The 17048-nt window shown below is 48.9% G+C and carries 13 protein-coding genes and 1 tRNA gene; 8 read left to right on the top strand and 6 right to left on the bottom strand.

The annotated features are described in order from the left end of the window. Positions 1-65: 65 nt before the first annotated feature. Positions 66-974, top strand: coding sequence for a LysR family transcriptional regulator (locus F1593_RS06415; RefSeq protein WP_149400722.1), 909 nt, complete (start codon positions 66-68; stop codon positions 972-974). A gap of 31 nt (positions 975-1005) precedes the next feature. Here the strand turns inward: F1593_RS06415 and F1593_RS06410 are convergent, their stop codons facing one another. Both F1593_RS06410 and F1593_RS06405 read right to left on the bottom strand, forming a co-directional pair. Then, complete coding sequence (locus tag F1593_RS06410; RefSeq protein WP_149400721.1) at positions 1006-1791, bottom strand: nucleotidyltransferase domain-containing protein; 786 nt, start codon at positions 1789-1791, stop codon at positions 1006-1008. 391 nt (positions 1792-2182) lie between these two features. Continuing rightward, complete coding sequence (locus F1593_RS06405) at positions 2183-3352, bottom strand: metallophosphoesterase family protein (protein WP_149400720.1); 1170 nt, start codon at positions 3350-3352, stop codon at positions 2183-2185. Positions 3353-4730: 1378 nt separating this feature from the next. On the opposite strand from F1593_RS06405, the gene rpoD reads away from it, so the two are divergent. Beyond that, on the top strand, positions 4731-5840 hold the full coding sequence (rpoD, locus tag F1593_RS06400; protein WP_149400719.1) for an RNA polymerase sigma factor RpoD: 1110 nt from the start codon (positions 4731-4733) through the stop codon (positions 5838-5840). A gap of 491 nt (positions 5841-6331) precedes the next feature. Here the strand turns inward: rpoD and F1593_RS06395 are convergent, their stop codons facing one another. From F1593_RS06395 to F1593_RS06385, 3 genes are all read right to left on the bottom strand, one after another. After that, positions 6332-6646, bottom strand: coding sequence for a hypothetical protein (locus F1593_RS06395; protein WP_149400718.1), 315 nt, complete (start codon positions 6644-6646; stop codon positions 6332-6334). 684 nt (positions 6647-7330) lie between these two features. Continuing rightward, positions 7331-8194 (bottom strand): hypothetical protein, encoded by an 864-nt coding sequence (locus tag F1593_RS06390; RefSeq protein WP_149400717.1) that lies wholly within the window; start codon positions 8192-8194, stop codon positions 7331-7333. Between the two features lie 646 nt (positions 8195-8840). Next, positions 8841-8916 (bottom strand) — tRNA-His (locus F1593_RS06385). A 231-nt stretch (positions 8917-9147) separates the two neighbouring features. Here F1593_RS06385 and epsC point away from each other — a divergent pair. Further along, positions 9148-9921 carry a serine O-acetyltransferase EpsC gene (gene epsC, locus F1593_RS06380; RefSeq protein ID WP_216368798.1) on the top strand — a complete coding sequence of 258 codons (774 nt, stop codon included), beginning with the start codon at positions 9148-9150 and terminating at the stop codon, positions 9919-9921. A gap of 104 nt (positions 9922-10025) precedes the next feature. Here epsC and F1593_RS06375 read toward each other — a convergent pair whose 3' ends face one another. Then, the gene (locus F1593_RS06375) at positions 10026-10958 is read right to left on the bottom strand and encodes a nucleoside hydrolase (protein WP_149400716.1); all 933 of its coding nucleotides are present in this window, start codon (positions 10956-10958) and stop codon (positions 10026-10028) included. Positions 10959-11188: 230 nt separating this feature from the next. Between F1593_RS06375 and F1593_RS06370 the strand changes: the two genes are divergently transcribed. The 5 genes from F1593_RS06370 (at position 11189) to sucC (ending at position 17042) form a co-directional block, all read left to right on the top strand. Then, entirely contained in the window at positions 11189-12394 is a 1206-nt protein-coding gene (locus F1593_RS06370) for a 6-phosphofructokinase (RefSeq protein ID WP_235932506.1), read from the top strand. Position 12395: 1 nt separating this feature from the next. Further along, positions 12396-13577 carry a phosphopentomutase gene (locus tag F1593_RS06365; RefSeq protein WP_149400715.1) on the top strand — a complete coding sequence of 394 codons (1182 nt, stop codon included), beginning with the start codon at positions 12396-12398 and terminating at the stop codon, positions 13575-13577. Continuing rightward, the gene (locus tag F1593_RS06360) at positions 13574-14140 is read left to right on the top strand and encodes a GNAT family N-acetyltransferase (protein ID WP_149400714.1); all 567 of its coding nucleotides are present in this window, start codon (positions 13574-13576) and stop codon (positions 14138-14140) included. Before F1593_RS06365 ends, F1593_RS06360 begins: the two co-directional genes overlap by 4 nt. A 127-nt stretch (positions 14141-14267) precedes the next feature. Next, positions 14268-15629, top strand: a complete 1362-nt coding sequence (locus F1593_RS06355; RefSeq protein WP_149400713.1) for a phosphohexomutase domain-containing protein — start codon at positions 14268-14270, stop codon at positions 15627-15629. Between the two features lie 264 nt (positions 15630-15893). Continuing rightward, a complete protein-coding gene (gene sucC / locus F1593_RS06350) occupies positions 15894-17042 on the top strand; it encodes an ADP-forming succinate--CoA ligase subunit beta (protein ID WP_149400712.1) in 1149 nt (382 codons plus the stop codon). Positions 17043-17048: the final 6 nt, after the last annotated feature.

The raw sequence follows: 17048 nt of genomic DNA, 5'->3' as shown, positions 1-17048 counted from the left end.
AATATATAATTTGCTATATCATTATTCCCTGGAAGCTATAAGCGAGAAATAGCAGGAAAAAAATTATGGATCTACTGCAATTAAAATATTTTCAAACCGTCGCCCGCCACGAACATATGACACATGCGGCGGAAGAATTAAGCATCGCACAACCCTCATTGAGTAAGATGATTGCGCGCCTGGAAGAAGAGTTGGGGGTGCAGCTCTTCGAGCGTCGAGGCCGGCAAATCCGGCTCAACGATTTTGGCAAGATCTTTCTCAAACAGGTCGAGCGCTCATTTTTTGAACTTGAAGAGGGAAAACGCCAGATTCAGGATATGTTGGATCAGGAGCATGGACATGTCGCTGTCTCAACCGTCAATGTAACCTTACTGGCAAAGATACTGAGTGAGTTCTGCACGCAACATCCCCACATCAGTTTTCGCCTCTATCAACATACCAACCGAACCATGATTGATCAGCTTGAGCGCGGCGAGATTGATCTATGCCTCACCTCGCCCCGCATCAATCATCCCGGCATCGGCTGGCTCTCCTTGATTACCGAAGAGATTTGCCTGTATGTACCTAAGACGCACCGGCTGGGCACACGCACCAGCATTGATCTGAGCGAGGTTGCGAATGAGCCATTTGTGGGCGTCAAATCAGGCTATGGCTTGCGTGATATTACCGATTACTATTGCCAGGAAGCAGGCTTTACTCCCAAAATTGTCTTTGAAGGCAACGAACCAGGAGTGATCCAGGGACTGGTCCTGGCAGGATTGGGATTGGGCTTCGCCGCCGGTATGAGCCGGGAAAGCCTGAGCAGTCAGGCCAACCCGAGATTACAAATCTTGCGTATCGACAAACCCATCTGTCGACGGACTATCGGTCTGGCATGGTTGGAAAGTCGCTATCGCTCGAAGGCTGTGAGCTGCTTTCGCCAGTTTATGATTGATTATTTTGCAAATCATCAGCTAGCCGATCCAACTGAATAACAACTGGCTGGCCCTCACGAGAGACCCTGCATCAGACTTCTTGAGGCACGACTGCATCCTCATTGAGGATATGAAGGAGGAGAGTATTAAGCTCACCAAAACCGCTTTTCTCCTGAGGCTGCACAAATGAAGCCCGGTTCCATTTAGCAAGCTGCACATCGATAAAGCTATTCAAAACAGGATCAACAGGACCCGTACCAATCTCCTCAGAAGCTTGCCTGGCCTGTAGCAGTTGCTGAATATGCTCGCGCACCTCGGCGGGCAATTCCACCTCGGCCAATGTGCGCACAAAACTGGTTGCAGGAAGCGTCTGATGCTGCTCAAGGAAGAGTAACGCCACAATTGGACGCAGCACATAGAAATATTTCTTCAACGAGGCAGTAGATTTGCCTTCAATATATTGATGATAACTCCGATACGCCATACGACTATAGTGGTAGAAGAGCGCAACCGATGAATAAGAGCGCCGGGCGAGCGTGCGCAGTTCCTCGATGTAACGCGAATTTTCGAGATAGACAATAGGAGAAAAGAGCCACTCTAGCAAGGGAGGATTTGAGTTGCGCAATAAGCGGAGCACCTTCATAATATCCCAACCATTGATATCCAGATCATCCACAATCGGGCGCTCAATCACATCCTGCAAGGCATCCAGACGCAAATAATCTTTCTGAGGGCGTACATATAAAAAGCGCACATCGTAATCACTATTGGGGCTGGCAAACTCCCAGGCGCGGCTACCAGACTCGCAGGCATAGAGAATGCGCACCTGCTCCTCCTTTTCAATGGTAGACAGGGCGTTCTGAATAGGGATAGCCATTTTGTTCACTCGTTACCTCAATCTTCTTCCAACAAGCCAGACGAAAAGCTGCATTTCATATCCAGGGAAGATTATATTTCACTCGCATCGCATACAGTAGTGTATAGCACCTTATTATAGCGCAAACAACACAGAGTAACGCAACTTTAGGCGGCAATATAGCCGCATTTTCCGCGCCAGAGAAATTTTCCAGATCATCCATATTTACTAATACCGATCAATGATCAGTTTTCTGATCATTGATCGAAACCAGACTATTCCTACTTGCCGCTCAGGCAGTGTGGATAGGAGAGAAAATTGGGGAACAAACCTGAATCCCGACTATCCTTGATCATCCCGCTTCCTTTAATAGTATGAGAATATCCCCAGGCGAGGGATTGCAAACAGAATATCAACCGAGGGAGAGAGGAATAGAAAATTGTTCGAGTAATACTGCCGGCGCGCTCCAGGATTCCTGTGAGCGAGGGACGGTATAGTATTCACCGCTGATAGCCTGTGGAGTAACGGTCATTTTAAGATACCCATGTCGGTTATCACTGAAAGCATGCAAACTGACATCAGGACGATCAGGCAAAGGATAGGGGAATTCGATCGGTGTGGGAGGATTGCGGATGGCACTGAGCATGGTATGCAAATTCCAGTAACCGCCCGAGCCAACAACCAGATAGGTGATAGTTTTACCATTGTGCTGATGCGTGAAGCGTTGATAATTATGCACATGACCTGTCAGCACCAGATCAGGAATCCTTCCCGTAGCATCCATGGCAGCCTCGAGAATACCTTCCATATACTGGCTACCTGAATGATGGCTGTCCGCCGAATAAATGGGATGATGCATCGCAACAATCAATGCTTTGGTCGTAGGAGCTTGCTGTAATTCGCTATGAAACCAGGCAATCTGTGTATCATCCAGTTCGCCACCCTCCGGTACATTCGTATAGAGACCGATAAAGGTAGCCAGCGGTGTATCCAGAGTCCAGTACACATTGGGCTGGGTCATAGTATCCCGTGGGGCATCGCCAGATGCGGTTGCCAGTTGCGGCTCTTTCGTACAAAAGTTTTCCACAAACGCCTGTAATGACGGCACAGACTGATCCTGGAGATCCCCATCATGATTGCCAGGGATGGCAAAGATCGGGGCGGGATAATGAGAATTCGGCTCATAGAACTGAGCATAATACTGATTTTCCTCACCATAGTAATAGATCACATCGCCCAGATGATAAAAGAAGGCCGGGTGATCCTCAAGCGCGGGTGCCGAAAAATCTTGCTCCATATGCGAGACCACCAGTTGCTGATCCTCTGGCCGCTTCACCCCTCCGGTATCTCCGATGGTATGAAAGACCATTTTTTTGGCCGTCTCGATACTCTGGATCGTTTGCACCGGCACAATATCTGCCAGCACCACATGATAAGGAGCTGCGCCCGTAGGAGATGGTAAAGGACGAAAAGGCTGGGTAGCAATCCTGCTATGCAGACGATTCACCTGTGTCCCCCGGGCATCTGGTAAATCCGCACTAAAACGTCGCAGTGGCGAAGGATCTGATTGAGGCTGACTCATATACTACTCCATTCCTGCTCATTTGCAAACAAATAGGCATCATCTCAGGGCTTTCCAGTTCGCTGATTTTTCACCTGCACCTCCTGCACCCTTTCTGGTGAATTTGGAAAGCCCCATTATGCTTTCAATGAACATCTACCATGACACTCTTTAGCATACCATTTCCTCTGCTTTTATGACACAAAACTCTCTATAGTACTAGTAACTCATCATAGCTTGCGAAAAGCGAACAAGGATATTTAATATAAAATACAGCATAGGAAGCGTCCCTACTGGCACTATTTTCACGAAATCCTCACGAGAGAATTATGAGGAGATGGTATGATGAAAAGGACAAAAAGACACGACAGTCAGGAAGAAAGTCCGAAGAAAGTCCCGGATAAATCTGACTGGTATGTGGAGAGAATGCCAGGCAACGACCCCAAAAAAACTCTGGCAAGCAAGCGAAACGGGTCGGCAGGGAGGAACGTGGAAAGGGTAAGTCATTCACAAAAATGTCACGGAATAGCCAAATACTCACAGAAAAGTTTGGAAATGGCGCGATCAGGCAAGCAGATATGGTATACTTTATCAAAAGTGTATCTCATTCAATGGCTAACTGATGGGCCAGGCATACACTCTGGCGACAAGGGATGGAGACGGGTTCACGGTACGCTCACACAAACAAAGTGAGAGGCATCCATCCCAGACAAGGCGGAATGAGCTTTAGCTTGTCGCAAGCGTGGTTGCGAAATGGCACGATACACGACGCCCACTTCTCCGATGGAAACATCTATCTGTCACAAAGTGTACAGGAAATGAGCCTGGATCATGGCTGAGCGTATGCTAGTCGCACTGTAGTGCGCAGCAAGCGGGAGCGCCAGGGTGAGAGGTTTCCAGGAGGCACAAGGACGAGGCGACAACGGCCACTTACCAGGCACAGTCCTGCTGATTGCAGCAGTGAACATATGAAAATATCCAGGGGCTTGTCAGGGATCAAACAGAGGTAGAACAAGGGAATAGAAAAGCTCCCAATTGTGTTATGATAGAGTGATAGTAAAAGAGATGTACGCTACTACACGACACCATCTACGCATGAGATCGGCGCAATTGTTGGCAGTATACTCCTGGATTTCCCCAACTACGCTCGTTTATTTACACGATGTCTGATTTGCTACTGTGAATTTTGGGACAAAGCTTTAAGTTTTCCCTATGTCGGTCGTCTAACATTCATACTACCAGCAAATTGAGAGTGCCTGCCCAGATCATCTGGCTTGAATGTCACTTCTACACGTTTTTTATGTGCAGTCAGTAATGCCGCATTGGCGTTGCTTGCTGCGCTTCACTCACTGATAGGCATTGGGTTTATGCAGTTATTATTCTTATAATGGAGATTCCAATGGCGACTATGCTGAAAGAACAAGATAAAGAGCAATCACAGACTTCCCTGCCACTTGGCATGGAGAATGTGCACCCTGACTCTGCATATGATGTAATTGAGGATATTCACAGTCACATGTTAGAGAATGAGGCATTTTTGGAGGAGGAAGAGGAGAATGAAGAGCTTGAAGAGGGTGCCCATTTTAAGAAACATGGTATCCTGATTGCGGGTACCAGCGATGTTGATGACTCGGTTGCAATGTACTTGCGTGAGATCGGACGTGCCCCCCTGCTGACAGCAGCGGAAGAGGTACGCCTGGCCCAGGCAATTGAAGCAAGTAAAAATGAGCGCGAACGCGCCCGACAACTCAATGTTCACCCTGACCGCCGCACGATCGAGCGTGGAAAAGAGGCACACCGCCATCTGATCGAGGCGAACCTGCGTCTGGTTGTGAGTGTCGCAAAAAAATACACGGGTCGTGGCTTGTCATTACAAGATCTCATCCAGGAAGGCAATACTGGCTTGATCGGAGCAGTGGACAAGTTCGACTATACGAAGGGCTATAAATTTAGCACCTATGCCACCTGGTGGATTCGTCAGGCTGTCAGCCGTGCCATTGCCAATCAGGCACGCACAATCCGCCTTCCAGTACATCTGGCCGAGACGATCAATCGTATGGGCCGTGTGAGCCGTGCCCTGGTACAGGAATTGGGTCGCGAACCAACCTCGCAGGAGATCGCCGATAAAATGGGCATTTCTCCCGAGAAGGTGATGGAGATCATTCACGTCAACCAGAAACCTGTCAGCCTGGAAACACCAATTGGTGAGGATAGCGATAAGAACCTGGGCGACTATGTAGAGGATGAGACCTCAACAACCCCAACGGAAGGCGCGGACCGCCAACTGCTGAAAGAGCAGATTAATAAGGTATTGGATAATCTTTCCGAGCGTGAGCGCAAGATCATTCAGATTCGCTTCGGCTTCGTGGATGGGCAAAGCCATTCTCTGGAAGAAGTCGGCAAGACGTTTAATGTGACCCGTGAGCGTATTCGTCAGATTGAGGCTAAAGCGCTCCGCAAACTTCGTCAATTGAGTACAACACATCACTTGCAAGACTACCTCGACTGATTTTTTCAGTCGCTGTCTTGCGCGCCTACCTTCTCTTACAGAGCAAACCATCACCAGGGTATCCTGGTATGGATCCTCTGCCAGATGGATGGCGGCAAGCATGTTTCTAGCATTTCATTTTATCCGGACTCTTCATTTTTTTCTTCAACCAGAAGCAAGCACTGAAGCAATCACCTTCGCATAAAAGAAGGAGCTTTCAGTGCTTGTTGCATTTTCTCTGCACTCCCACCCACCGGCAGTACCTCTGTATTACACAGATGGTGACTGCCATAGGCGCTGTTCTGAGTACCACCAGGAGCAAACTTCCTGTGGAGCGCACTGCCATTCTCTCTAGTGTCTGAAAAAAAGTACCGGAGAACTGCATGTGCTCCACTGAAGAGAAAATCAAACTCTTACGCTACGTTGTCAATACCGCTATCATCTCATCCACATCCGGCAAAAACGTAAGAGCTGAGGTTGCCATGCTATAAGCTGCATGGCAACATGCACAACTAATGACCGTGCCCGTGCCCGTGCCCGTGCCCGTGCCCATGTCCACCACGATGATGTCCACGTCCACGATGATGTCCACGTCCACGTCCACGTCCACCACGTCCACCAAAACCAAAACCGCCGTAACCACCGTAGCCACCGTAGCCACCGCAGCCACAACCACCGTAACCACCGTAGCCACCACCACAACCGTAGCCACCACCACCACCACAACCACCAAAGACATTCTGTAAATCGAGATCGGTCAACTCGTCAACTTCTACCTTCAACAGAAACTCTGGATATGCGCTCTGTGTTTGATTGCTGTTAACCATTACGTTATTCCTTTCACCAATTATCAGGAAGTCTCACTGGAAAGTTCCAGTTGGCTACTTGCCACTTCATATGTACCCGATACTGATTTATATGTCAAGGCATGTATATTCTGTGAATTGAGTAAATTTAATAATAGATTAATAAAGTATAGGTTGAGCTCTATTGGCAAATGGTGAATCTCCAGGTATGGATAGTTTTGTATCTGTCTTTATTGTGTTCGCGACGAGCAGCAATGAGGGTGGTGAAACTTTGGAGGGGATCCAAGTAAGGGTAAGGAGTTTTTTTAATAAACCTGGATGCGGGAAACTCCTATTAAAGCAGCCTCCGCATAGGTCTGACAAAGTCTTAATATATCATCTTGTGCATGCCTGTTCAGGGCTCTAATCGATAAGTTTATCGATTAAAAACTCAGCTTCTCTGGCATCTCTTCTATAAAAAAAGAGTGCTGAGGTAATAGTAATAATCTACTCAGCCGTAGCAGAAACGTGACCTTGTTCCCTTATTTTATGCGAGCATATGCTGCAGCAAAAGAGAATAATGACTGTGGGTCAGCCCGTATCCAGTGAAACTTCCTAAAACCACAGCAATCATGATGGATAACACCCACAGTCATAAAGTAGTGACGATAGACGACTCGAATTTGTTGCCATTGATTATAGACACAACATTGTCAGCACCAGAAGTTAATTATGGGCGCTATGTGTGTGGATCACACGTTCGTTGGTAGCTAATACTTTCGCCGCATCTGCTGCATCCGCCACAACCTGATAACCACCAAACAGATAAGGTTGGATAAAGAAGTCCTGCGCCAGCAAATGATGAATTCCATAGTGGGGATGGCGATGATGGATATCACAAAGCACCATGATGTTTGCTTCTGAATCAATAAAGTCTTCTAATGTCTGGTGATCTTTTACCTGGGGAAACATCAGATGAATTTTTTTGGGATCACAGGCGTTGAGTAAACTGCGCTCAATGGGATAATGATGGGTTTCTATGTCCTGAGCACCAAACGGGTTCTCTGTGGAATCATGCAGGGTGCTCTGGCGTACACCACAAATAGCACAGGGCGTATCCAATTTATAGACCAGATGGCGATGCGTTTGCAGATAGATCGGGGTATCTTCACGTGGTGGATGCGGTGGGGTCATCTCGATTGAGGCAACGGCAAACGAGGTCGCATGAACATGCGCTAACGTCTCAGAAGTCTGCGTTTGCACATGGGTTAGTGTTTCTGAGGTATGAATAGTTTTTCCATTGACCTGTTGCACTTGCTTAATCTTGATATCTTTACTGACGTTCTTTTGCACTTCAGTAGCATGCTGACCACGCGCTGGCGTCACTTTGATATCTTTTTTGATATCCTCATGTATATGCGTCTCCTGCGCGCCATGCGCTGTACGCTTGACCTTTTCAACATCAACTTCTTCTCTGATATGGGCATAGATAGGAGATTTCGCGTGATGCGCAGCCCTGGGTGTGAGTTGTAGATGGTCTAAGCCCGGAATAGCTTTGAGGAGCTTATTGAAACGTAACGGTTCGAACATATGTTTTTCTCCAAACGCAAAAGGTGACGGAAATAAATCTGGGGTAGATAGAAAAGACACAGGCTTTATAAAAGGGGTTGCGCTGTGTGTTTCTTTTAATGGGATAATTATCGTTAAACAATCATAAGTTCCCAAAAGCTCTTTGTCAAGAAAATTGATCAATCGTCCTGTAGAGAAAAATATCTGTTCTTGCACATGAGTTTTCGCACGCAAGGTGCTCAACAAATTATAGTATGTGATACAGGAAATGTTCAAAGAACATTTCCTGTATCACATACTATAATTTTGTGCATGGGGATGGGAGGGCTGTATTTGCTCAGAATGTGTCAGACTCTCAGTATCATCGGGATCTTGCTGCTCCCTGACTGGCAGGCGCTTGTGCGCCTGCGCCCTTTTTAGTGTGTGGTGCAGGAAAGGTGCTGTGCACCTTTCCTGCACCACACACTAAAAACTGTTTTGAGCACCGCAGGTGCGAAAACTCATGCACAGAGATCGTGGAGAGCATGGGAATCAAACACATCATGTTCTTCAGGCTATGTTTATCAACTTGATAAACACAGCCTTTTTTATTTTTATATGGTGCAGACATACTAGAGACACATAAAAAAACGCGCTGTATCTTTTAAGGGATACAGCGCGTTTTTAGTGGGGTGACCGATGGGGCTCGAACCCACAACCACTGGAGCCACAATCCAGAGCTCCGCCTATTGAGCTACGGTCACCACGTTTTGTGTGCTCATTTCTTAGCACTTCGACAGTATACCGGAGTGCTTGCGAATTGTCAATAGCTTATCAAGCAATTTTTCTCAAAATTCGAAAAATTCGTTGAGTTTCCATTTTTGGATGCTGAAATGGAGAACTAAACAGACTTGACAAGCAGAAATCCCTGTCCTACACTCCAAAGAGAAGACCTAGACAGATATTGTCATCGAGAGAAAAGGACACGAACAGGTATGTCACAGGGACCTAATGGTGCATCACAGGAAACAGGCACTCCTCTGGATGCACAAGAAAACGAGCAAAGCCCGACCATGATAGATGGTGGTGAGGAGATTTCATCGTTGCCTGAACTTCCACCAGGCATCTTCATTCCCGTTCCAGAGAAAACGCCACGCAAGAGAACACGCTGGTCTGACGATATCGATGTTATCTTTGAAAAAGATCCGGCATGTAAGAACATCATTGAAGCCTTGCTTTATCAAGGACTCTGGGCGATCCTGTTCCACCGTGGGGCACATGCACTCTATAAAGCGCACATTCCCTTTATCCCACGTCTGATATCACAGTTTGCACGTGTGCTTACGGGCGGTATCGAAATTCATCCCGGAGCTCAAATTGGGAAACGCTTCTTTATTGACCACGGAGCAGGTGTCGTGATCGGCGAAACGGCAGTTATCGGTGATAACGTCATGCTTTACCATCAGGTTACGCTGGGAGCAACAGGTTGGTGGCGACCCAGCCCATTCCGCAAGCCCAAACGCCATCCAACCATTGAAGATGATGTCACGATTGGGGTGGGAGCTGCTATCCTCGGTCCTATCACCATTGGCAAAGGCAGCAAAATCGGTGGCATGACGCTCGTACTGGAATCAGTGCCCCCCAACTCGGTTGTCGTCTCCAAACCAGCGGAACTTCTCGTCAAAGGCGGTGAAACGCTCGAAAAGCACCAGGAACTCACGCAAGGCTGGAATGGCAAAGATCCCTGGGAAATGGATTATCAAATTTAAATAAGATCTTGTCTTTTGCATCCTGGAGTCGCAATGGCAGCCCCTTCCTCTCATGGTTGGGGCCTCTCTATCCTACAAATATTAACCGCAAACAGCGTTTCCATTCAGGCATAAAGTGCCAACGTCTCCAGCAAGAGATCCCAGAAACGTTCAACGTGCAAGGCATAGCCTACCTGTACATTTGGAGGCAGTCCAGTCTTGCCATAGAGATCACAGACCGTACGTCCTTCTGTCCACTCTCCACGCGTTTCAATATCTACATGCATATCTTTAGAAACTATGATATCAGGATCAATAACCGCTGCAACAGCGCAAGGATCGTGCAGGGGAGGAGCAGCAAAGCCAAAAACCTGCCGATAGGATTCACCAAAGTAGCGCATGAGATCTATGACAAAATCTGGCACCGCTTGATGCATAGCCTGTAAACGCTGCATGATTGCTTCCGTTGCCAATGCCTGATGGGTCACCTCTAAGGGAACCATTGTGATTGGTCGACCACACGCGAAGACAAGCGCTGCCGCCTCAGGATCAGCCCAGATATTAAACTCCGCGCTGGCCGTGACATTCCCCACACTGATCGCCCCCCCCATCAGCGAGATGGCTTTGATTTTAGGGATAATTGCTGGTGCGCGTCGCATGGCAGTAGCGATGTTAGTCAGGGGTCCGGTTGGTATCAGAATAATATCTCCATCCGATTGTAAGAGCAGATCAATCAGCACATCGACCGCATGTTGGGAAGTCAATGAAAGATAAGGCGTGGGAAGAGCAGGTCCATCCAGACCAGAGTCGCCATGGATATCGGCAGCATGCCTGGCCCGGCGAATCAAGGGCTGATTCATCCCTTTTGAAATAGGGACCTGCTCAATATGAGCCAGCGAACAGATCTTTAACGCATTCAGAGAGGTTTTCTCTACCGACTGATTCCCGGCTACAGTTGTCACGGCCAGCAGTTCCAGTGCTGGATGGCGGGCCGCCAACAATAAAGCAATCGCATCATCATGGCCGGGATCACAGTCAAGGATAATTTTTTGTCTCATATACCAACTCACTCCCTGGCAGAACTATCGCCAATGTGTAAGATGCTCGATGAATGAAAAGATGAGTAGCTTCATGCACCAGAGCATAGAAGTATATTTACAGTCGCACAGCCGATTATGCTGAAATTCCTGATAAGCTCCCATAAATACTCGACGCATAGCAGTGGCATTGTTATAATAACGTTGGTAAATCATAGCTGCGACAGCTAGTAAACGAAGAGGATACTACTTTGTCATCTATACATTCTGGAAACTTGATCATTGGGCAATCCGGCGGTGCCACCGCGGTCATTAATGCCAGCCTGGTTGGCGCGGTTGAGGCAGCTCTGACCAGTCAACGCATCAACGGTATCTATGGCATGCATCACGGCATTGAGGGTCTGCTTAAAGAAGATATTATCGATCTACGCCAGCAGCCGAGCTCTATCTGGCCTCAACTGGTACACACGCCATCCGCCGCCCTGGGTTCGTGCCGTTATAAATTGCAACCCCACGATCTGGAGCGCACCATCGAGATCCTGAAACGCTATGACATCCGCTATCTGCTCTACATTGGTGGCAACGACTCGGCTGATACCGCACATCAAATCGCGCAGGCGGCCCGTCAGGCCAATTATGAGCTCTACATACTCAGTATTCCCAAAACAATTGATAACGACCTGCCGTTTACCGATCACTGCCCCGGTTATGGAAGCGCGGCCCGCTTTATCGCCCAGGCGACGCAAGACTCCACGCTGAACACGCTCTCAATTCCCTGGCATTATCCAGTGAAGGTTATCGAAACAATGGGACGTGATGCAGGTTGGCTCACAGCATCTGCAGCATTGGGCAAGCGCAGCGAAACAGACGCACCCCATATTTTGCTCTTACCCGAACAACCTTTCCGCGAACAGACATTCCTGACCCAGGTTGAGGATATCTATCGACGTCTGGGCTACGTGATTATTGTCGTAGCCGAAGCGATGCGTGACGATAAAGGACAGGCATTAGGAACAGCCGGACAGGCTGGCCTGGATGCTTTTCAGCATCCTTTGCTCAGTGGAGCAGCCCAATATCTTGTCGAACTGGTCAAACGCGAACTAAAGATCCGCGCCCGCTTCGACAAACCAGGGGATCTCCAACGGATGTCATCCACCAGCATCTCCAAACCGGACCAGGAGGAGGCTTATCTCGTCGGCAAGATGGGTGTACAAGCCCTACTGGCTGGCGAAAGTGATAAGATGATAACGTTGGTGCGACACACCGAACCAGACTATCATTGCACCACTGGACTGGCTGATCTTGATACGGTCGCGAACGTCCAACGGTTGATACCAGACCATTACTTAAATGCAGATAAAACTATGGTCACGCAGGCCTTTTATAACTATGCGTTACCATTGATTGGTGCACCACTGATCCCCGCTAGCAAACTGGAAATGACAAGGATACAGTAATATGACACAACTAAAGCGAGCAATTGTTATCGTGCTGGATGGCGTAGGAGCTGGCGAAAATCCCGATGCACGAGCATATGGAGATGAAGGAGCCAGTTCGCTTGAACACTGCGCGCAGGCAATCGGTGGCCTGGAACTCCCCAATCTGGGTCGTCTTGGACTTGGCAATATCACACCCATCCTGGGGACCCCCCCACGGGCAGATGTGGCAGGTGCCTATGGACGTATGGCCTCGGCCGCGGCAGGCAAAGATAGCACGACCGGACACTGGGAAATGACAGGGGTAGTCCTCTCCAAGGCCCTGCCAACCTATCCCGATGGCTTCCCCGCCGCTATCGTTGCAGAGTTTGAGCAAAAGATCGGGCACAAAGTCATTGGGAACAAGGTCTCATCCGGCACTGAGATCATTAGAGAGCTGGGTGAAGAACATATGCGCACAGGATCGCCTATTCTCTACACATCGGCCGACAGCGTCTTCCAGATCGCTGCTCACCAGGATATCATCCCGCTCGCTGAGTTGTATCATATCTGTGAGATTGCACGTGCTATGCTTACCGGTAATCATGCGGTCGGACGAGTGATTGCCCGTCCGTTTATTGGCAAGCCCGGCACCTTCAAACGCACAGAACATCGCCGCGACTTCTCGCTGGCCCCCACAGGCATTACGCTCTTGGATCGCTTAGCGGCAGCAGGCAAAGATGTGATTGGCCTGGGCAAGATTGAGGACCTCTTCGCAGGACGCAGTATCACCCAATGTGATCATACTGAAACCAATCGTGAAGGCATGGCCTCAACACTCAAGTTCCTGGAGCAAGACTTCACTGGCCTCCTTTTCGTGAATCTGGTAGAATTTGATATGTTGTGGGGACATCGCCGGGATAGTCAGGGCTACGCCCAGGCTTTACGCGAGGTGGATCAATGGCTTCCACTGGTACAAAAACGTATGCGTCCAGACGATGCATTGTTCTTTACTGCGGATCATGGCGTTGACCCTACGTATCGCGGTACCGATCATACACGCGAATGTGTGCCCCTGCTGGCCTACGGAGAGCCAGTGCGGTCAGGGGTAAATCTGGGAGTGCTCCCTACTTTCGCGGACCTTGGGCAGACAGTGGCAGAGGCATTTAGGGTCGAAGCCTTGACCGCAGGAACGAGTTTTGCAAGTACGCTGGGGTTGTTATGACAGAGCTACAAAGCGATAAAACGACAGGATCAGGTCAGGAACAGCTCTTACAGGGTGAACGCATCCATTTGCGCCGCCCCGCCTTGAAGGATGCGAATACCGTCTTTCACTGGGAGCGCGATGACGAAGTCTGGCGCTACGATATGCATCGTCCTTATTCGAGATCGATGATTGAGTTTTTGCCAACCTTTGAACGCAACTATGTCCGTGGCAATGGACGTCAATTCTGGTTTATTATTGAAGATGAACAACGCACCCCTATCGGCACTATTACCTATTTCAATGTCGATAATCGGCTGGGACAGGTTGAAGTCGGCCTGGGTCTGGGTAATAAAGACAAATGGGGCCAGGGATATGGACCAGAGGCGATTCGGACGCTAGTGCGCTATCTCTTCACCTTGCCAGGCATACGGCGCGTGTACGCGGAGACGGCGCTGGCAAATCATCCATCGCGCAGGGCCTTCCAAAAGGTAGGCTTCAGCGAAGTGGGACAAATATACGATCCCCGCAGCACAGGCGAACTATGGGTGCTGCTTGAAATATGGAAAACACTTACTCTGTGAGAAGCGTTAGTTCAGAACCATACAGGATTTCTGGCTACATTCACATAGCGTTCTGTCAAGAAAGGAGATGACTCTTCGCCCATCTCTGTGTATTCCACAGAGAGTCAGCGAAGAATCACACATAATCATGAGTACTTCTCATGCCACAGTTGATCCCTCTATCTTCAAAGCGTATGATGTACGTGGGGTTTATGGAGAAACGTTGAATGAAGAGACGGCTTATCTCATCGGGCGCGCCGCTGCTCAGTACCTCAATGTACCTGAGATTGCGGTTGGTCGCGATATGCGTGTCTCTTCCCCTCAGATTGCAGCATCCTTGATCAAAGGTATCAGCGACCAGGGTGTCAATGTAATCGAACTGGGTCAGATTACTACGGACGGCCTTTATTTCGCGGTTGGCAAATTCTCGTATCCTGCGGGAGCCATGGTGACTGCTTCACACAATCCCGGAAAATATAACGGTATCAAATTCTGCCGTGCCGAAGCTCGTCCAATCAGCCTGGATACGGGTCTGGGAGATATTCGGGATCTGGCGGTCAGTGGAAACATTACCGAGCCCGCCAAAAAAGGGACGGTCACGCAGCAAGATGTGATCGATGATTATGTCCAGCATGCCCTTTCCTTTATCGATGTCACAAAGATTAAACCCTTGAAGGTTGTGGTAGATGCAGGCAACGGTATGGCTGGCTTGATCATGCCACGTGTCTTCAAACACCTGCCCTGCGAATTGGTGCCCCTCTACTTTGAACTGGATGGCACCTTCCCCCATCATCCCGCCAGCCCGATTGAACCAGAGAATATGGTTGATGTGCAGAAGAAAGTGCGTGAAGTAGGAGCAGACCTGGGAGCAGCCTTTGATGGCGATGCTGATCGTATGTTCCCGGTTGATGAGCATGGAGATCTGGTCGATGGCTCAATGGTTACGGCAATGGTTGCAAACAGCCTCCTCCGCAAACAGCCAGGCTCAACTATTCTCTACAACCTAATCGTTTCTAAGAGCGTACCAGAATTGATCGAGGAATTAGGCGGTAAAGGGCTGCGTACCCGCGTCGGTCACTCCTTTATCAAAGCCGATATGCGCAAGGCCAATGGCATCTTCGGTGGTGAACATTCCGGTCACTTCTATTTCCGTGACAACTGGTTCGCCGACTCTGGTCTGATCGCTCTGCTGATCTTGCTGGAACTGGTCTCAATTGAAGACAAGCCTCTCTCCGAGATTATCAAGCCACTCGATCACTGGGTACGTAGTGGAGAGATTAATAGCACGGTCAGCGACGCACAGAGCAAGCTAAAATCGCTACAGGAGCACTTCGGGAAGACCGCGAAATCAGTGGATGATCTGGACGGTCTGACCTTCGACTATGGCGACTGGTGGTTTAATGTACGCTCATCCAACACCGAGCCACTGCTGCGCCTGAACGCCGAGGCCAAAACCCAGGAATTGCTGGAGCAGAAACGTGATGAGGTCCTGAACTTCATTCGTAGCTAGTCTCAATTAGTGTCCTTGTTTATATCCCAAAAAAGAAATCTGAAAGCCGTTACGAAATCACAAAACGTGTTTTCAGATTTCTTTTTTCATGCAACATCATCAAAGAGATGCATCCCTTCATTGACTGGTTATTAACCGAGTCATATAATGACAGCGGTCGACGCATCAAAACATTCCCATGCCAAAAGAGTGGTGTGTTGCACCGGTTCTTTATAATAGTGAGGCGTACAAGGATGTACGACATGTATCACAAGGAGAACTATTTTGAAAATCCATGAATACCAGGCCAAGAATATTCTGGCAAAGTATGGCATTCCAGTCCAACCAGGAAAGGTGGCATATACCCCTGAAGAGGCTGAAGCCATAGCACAGGAACTGGGTGAGCCCGTTGTCATTAAGGCGCAGGTCTATGTGGGTGGACGCGGAAAAGCAGGTGGTATCCAATTTGGAGATACGCCCGAGCAGGCCCGTGAAGCTGCCACACGCGTCATTGGCATGGATATTAAAGGCTTGACCGTCGAAAAGGTTCTGGTAACCTCAAAAATTGATATCAAAGAAGAATATTATCTGGGTATCGTGCTTGACCGCAAGACACAGGCTCCCGTGGTGATGGTTTCTACAGCTGGTGGTATCGATATTGAAGAGGTAGCCGAAAAAACACCTGAAAAAATTATTCACCAGGCCATCGATATGCGTTGGGGTTTACGGCCCTTCGAGGCATTGGATATTGTATCCCGTGCTGGTTTCCCATCCCACGTGCTACGCCAATCTGCTGCTATCCTGGTAGCGTTAGCCAAAGCCTTTATTGAAAGTGACGCCAGTCTGGCTGAGATTAATCCCCTTGCCTATACGACTGATGGCAAAGTAATGGCTGCCGATGGCAAGATTGTCGTCGATGATAATGGTCTGTATCGCCAGAAAGAATATGCAACCTGGGCAGAAACGGAAGAGGCTAATCCATTGGAGTTTGAGGCCAAACAGGCTGGTCTGACCTATGTAAAGCTCGATGGAGATGTGGGAATTATTGGCAATGGCGCGGGTCTGGTAATGACGACGCTGGATATGGTCGCTCGTTCCGGCGGCAAACCAGCAAACTTCCTGGATATTGGCGGTGGCGCGAAGGCCGAGGTGATGTATAAATCGCTGATATTTGTGGCTCGTGATCCTCAGGTCAAAGGCATCCTGGTCAATATCTTTGGTGGTATTACCCGTGGCGAAGAGGTAGCGCGCGGCGTCATTATGGCTCAGGAAGAACTACCCAAAGGAATGCCAATCGTTGTTCGTCTCTCCGGTACAGGAGCAGAAGAGGGACGTGCCTTGCTGAAAGATGCAGGACTTGACTGGGGAAAAGATATGCGCGACGCGTCAGAGAAGATTGTAGCCGCGATAGCTCGTACGGGAAAAGGACTGTAAACGATC

Origin of the sequence: Dictyobacter arantiisoli, assembly GCF_008326305.1 — a bacterium.
GTDB lineage: Bacteria > Chloroflexota > Ktedonobacteria > Ktedonobacterales > Ktedonobacteraceae > Dictyobacter > Dictyobacter arantiisoli.
Note: the sequence above shows the minus strand (reverse complement) of the source record. Positions and strands in the feature narration are given on the sequence as shown.